3 protein-coding genes are annotated in these 4,407 nt (G+C 44.6%); all 3 read left to right on the top strand.

The genetic code is table 11. The features are described 5' to 3' along the window. On the top strand, positions 1–384 hold a 384-nt coding region (locus tag LLF78_08055; GenBank protein MCE5202447.1), incomplete at its 5' end, for an SDR family oxidoreductase. A gap of 99 nt (positions 385–483) precedes the next feature. Beyond that, a complete protein-coding gene (locus tag LLF78_08050; protein MCE5202446.1) occupies positions 484–2,070 on the top strand; it encodes an amidohydrolase in 1,587 nt (528 codons plus the stop codon). Between the two features lie 101 nt (positions 2,071–2,171). Next, entirely contained in the window at positions 2,172–3,719 is a 1,548-nt protein-coding gene (nhaC, locus tag LLF78_08045) for a Na+/H+ antiporter NhaC (GenBank protein ID MCE5202445.1), read from the top strand. The last annotated feature ends 688 nt before the right edge of the window (positions 3,720–4,407 follow it).

Below are 4,407 nucleotides of genomic sequence, written 5' to 3'. Positions count from 1 at the left end.
GAGGCCGCGAGGAGGATGAAGGCACAGAAGAGCGGAGTCATCCTCATGACAGCCTCGACCAACGGGACCGAAGGCCACCGCTGGTACGCTGACTACAACGCGTCAAAGGCCGGAGTCATCCTGCTCACGAAGACCATGGCTCTTGAGCTTGCTCCCGACGTGAGGGTCAACTGTGTCTGTCCGGGATATGTGCTGACTCCCATGCAGAGAGCGGAATACACTGATGAAATGCTTGCAAAGGTCAACGAGGGCATCCCTATGAAACGCCACGCCGAACCGGAGGAGATAGGGGCCCTCTATGCGTTCCTCGCGTCCGACGATGCAAAATACATCACAGGCGCTGACATAAGGATCGACGGAGGAGAGACAGCCGGGCTGTATTAGAATAAAGGAAACAATTTATCTAAGAGCGCTTATTTTTTAAATAATTATATACTTTGAATTCAAGGTATTTACTATGGTTGGTTGAAAGGGGAGCTCGTATTGTCAGATAATAATATGCTTGTAAAAGGAACTATATGGACTGGTGATGCTGATTTACCCACTGCGGACTATTTTTGCGTAAGCAACGGAGTAATTTCAAAAGTAGGAAAACTGGATGATATGCCGTGCGAATCTGCAGAACAAAAAGTCTTGGATTTTACCGGAAATCTTATTGTGCCTGGATTTACTGATGCACATGTCCACCTGACAGCATATTCTAAATTAAACTTATATACAAACCTTACAGCGGCTTCTTCCATAGATGAGCTTGGAGAGATGATAAGCAAGGCTGTCTCGGAAGCTGAAAAAGGAGCATGGGTCCGCTGTATAAACTATAACGAAGCCAACTGGGCAAAGCCGGTAATCCCTGACAGGGCTTTCCTTGACGCCATTGCTCCGGATAATCCCCTCATAGTAAGCAGATATTGTGGCCATACGCATATAGCCAACAGTTTAGCATTGAAAAAGAGCGGTCTGTGGGATTCAGAGGATCCCAACATTATGCGCAATGCATCAGGAATCCCGAATGGAATTATCAATGAAGGCGGTGCTTCTGTCATTATTGATGCAGTCGCTGAAGAATATGAAACCCACGAAAGATTGAAGAAAATTATGCTGGATGCATGTACAAAGCTTTCATCCCTGGGGATTACAGCTGTGCATGCATGTGATGCTCCTTCATACGCATTGGGAGAAGATTTGTCCGTGCTGCAGGACATAAAAAAGGAAGGAAAACTTCCGGTAAGGGTTCTTTGTTACCATGACGAGATCCCTAACTACACATTTAAAAGCGGCTACGGCGACGATAAGATTTCTTTTGCTGGTTTGAAACTTTTTATGGACGGAAGCCTTGGTGGTCATACAGCCGCTCTGCGTCAGCCATATTCAGATGAACCGTCGACAAAAGGGCAATCTAACCATACTGATGATGAATTGGAAAAAATAATCACGTTTGCCCATAAAAGAGGGATTCAGGTCCAAATACATGCTATAGGCGACAGGGGGATAGAACAGATCCTTGATGTCCTTGAAAAAATTATAGAAAAGAACGGCAAACCATCTCTTCCATATCGTATAAACCATGCGATAGTGTGTCCTCCTGATCTGCTCGACCGTATCGCGAAGATTTCGGCAGTGGTTGATATTCAGCCTACCCAGGCATTTACCGACAGGTTTATGGCTCCTCTCAGGCTTGGGCCGCAGCGCATGCAATATTCGTATTGTTACAAAACACTTGTAGATGGGGGAATTGTTGTAACTGGATCAAGTGATGCGCCAATTGAAGATCCTAACCCGTGGATTGCGATATGGGCTGCAACTTGTCGTTGTAACATAGATGGTACTCCTCTTGACGGATTTAATCCGAAAGAAAAGCTGACGCTGGAAGAGGCGCTCAGAATATATACCGTTAATCCTTGGATAGCAGTTGGGAAAGGAGATGCATTTGGAATGATTAAAAAAGGCTATAGGGCGGATTTCGCTGTTGTTGATGGGAATCCAATTACTATAGCTGGATCTGCTCTATGCAAAGTACGTAATAAGGCAACTTTTGTGGATGCAAAATGTGTTTGGAAAAGAGACAGCTGACAGTAAAAATAAAGTACAATTTTGCTTTGCTGCAATATTAAGTATTTATTTAAGTTTATTACAAAATTTAATTACAATATTATTGTTTGGAGGGATAAGATATGACAACAAAGCCGAGAATTGTAAAGAAACCTTCTATTGCTCTTGCAGTCTCAATTGTTGCACTGATCGCAGTAACGGTATCTGCAGCAACACTCTATTTTAATGTTGATGTCCATGCTCCTATAGCTATGTTAGCAATAATTATTGCTTGTATCGGTGTTTTTTATTTAAAGTTTGATTATGCTGAATTGGAAAACGCTGCACTAGAGAGTATCATGGCTGCAATGCCATCATGTATGATACTTATTTTGGTAGGTATGCTGATAGGGCTCTGGATGAAGGGCGGAGTAATCCCGGGTCTTATCTATTACGGTTTAAGCATACTTGCTCCGGGAATTTTCCCGCTTTCCACACTTATCATCTGTTCTATTATTTCACTTTCAACGGGCTCTTCGTGGTCGACTGAGGCTACTGTAGGCGTAGCCATGATGGGAATTGGAAACGGACTGGGTATTAATCCTGCTTTTACAGCAGGTATAGTTGTATCTGGAGCATATTTTGGTGACAAGATGTCACCTCTTTCAGATACAACAAACCTTGCCCCTGCTGTTTCAGGGTCACAGCTTTTTGATCATATAAGGGCCATGTGCTGGACCACTGGACCTGCTTATATTATTGTCGCAATAATCCTTGGTGTATGGGGAATTCAGTATTCAGGAGAAACCCTTGACCCATCTAGGATTGTTGCAATACAGAGCATGATAAAGGCAGAATTTCCTGTGTCAGTCTTTTGTATAGTCCCGCCGCTGCTTGTTATTCTCGTTTCGATTTTAAAGGTTCCTGCAATGCCCGGGATAGCCATAGGTCTTGTCGCAGGGCTTGTAATGTGTTTTATCAACGGAGCCTCATGGGGAGATGTATGGAATCTCAGTCAGTGGGGATATAAGGCTCAGATTACTGCTCAGATTGCCGGAATGGAAAAAATGTCAGATATTGCTGCCATTCTTCAGACAAACGGGATTCAGCTTACGCCTGAATTGGCACAGGAGGCAAGTAAAACTATTGCCCGTTTAGTTGGCCGTGGTGGTATGCAGAATATGATGTGGTCTGTGTCTTTAGCAATCGTAGCTATGGCCATGGGTGGGTTCCTTGAAAAAATGGGAATTCTCACAGTCCTGCTCTCTGTTATTACAAAGTATATCCGCAGAGCCGGTGGACTTATAGCTGCGACATTACTATCTTCTTTCGTTGCAAACCTCCTGGTTGGCAGCCAATACCTCTCTATCATTATTCCTGGACGTATGCTAAAGCCTAAGTATGATGAGAGCGGACTTGCTCCAAGAATGTTGTCTCGTTCACTTGAAGATTCAGGAACTCTCACCTCAGTCCTGATCCCTTGGAATGTGTGTGGCGGCTATGCTGCAGCAGTTCTCGGCGTCCCTACTCTTATGTATGCTCCCTATGCGATACTTAACTGGCTGACTCCTATAGTTGCGATAATAATTACATATCTTGGGATCGGCATATACTGGCGTGCTAAGGATGGAACTGATAATATCGAAAGACGCACCTTACTAAATGATGCTTCGGTTGAAAAAATAAACTAGTTACTCTTGTGCCAAGATCATTTATATAAAACTATAGCGAGAAATATGCACATCAGTATTGTGATATTTCTTACCGCGAGAACGGGCAGATGCCCGTTCTCGCTTATATTAGTGCGCCCGACATGTGCGCAGGCTAGACGTTGGGAGACTGTTACAGGCTTTGGCATTGGGAACTGTTAGCCGAAGGCAAGGGTGTCCATCGCGAGGTGGAATCTGAAGGAAGCCGGAGGCAAACCCTCGGTCCGACGAACAGAAACCGCATATAACCTAAAATCCCGGCCAAATTGTGTAACTAGGCGGTCGGATCTATCTCGAAAGCTTCAAGGATCTCGCGCTTGGCCTTCGTCACCTCAGTCAAACGATCTTTGTTTTTGCTAATTTTTGCTAATGGAGGGGTAAGCCTTCACAATTGACATAAAGTGATATATTTGTATCATTGGTGCGGTGACCGGAAGACCTGAAGAGGATATGGAAGCCGAAGGTCTGCTGGGAAAAAAGATCGAAAAGATGAGATAGAGGATCCCTGATTTGTGATTTATGGGGGCGGTGTCAACGCCGGGATAAAAATGACCGAAACGCCGGTTGAAATTTGACCCAACGCCGGACTTCCAGAGCCGCTTAAGATAACGCCGGGTTAATCGCAGCCGGAGGAACAGAGACAAAACCGGCCTTTGCCCTCCCTTTTAAT

The sequence above is a fragment of the Synergistaceae bacterium genome (assembly GCA_021372895.1).
Lineage (GTDB): Bacteria > Synergistota > Synergistia > Synergistales > Synergistaceae > JAJFTP01.
The sequence above is the reverse complement of the archived record's forward strand: the minus strand, read 5'-3'. Positions and strand labels throughout refer to the sequence as shown.

Bases quoted from the DNA above. Each gene is read 5' to 3' on its own strand.
- nhaC (MCE5202445.1), top strand. From the start codon at position 2,172: ATGACAACAAAGCCGAGAATTGTAAAGAAACCTTCTATTGCTCTTGCA.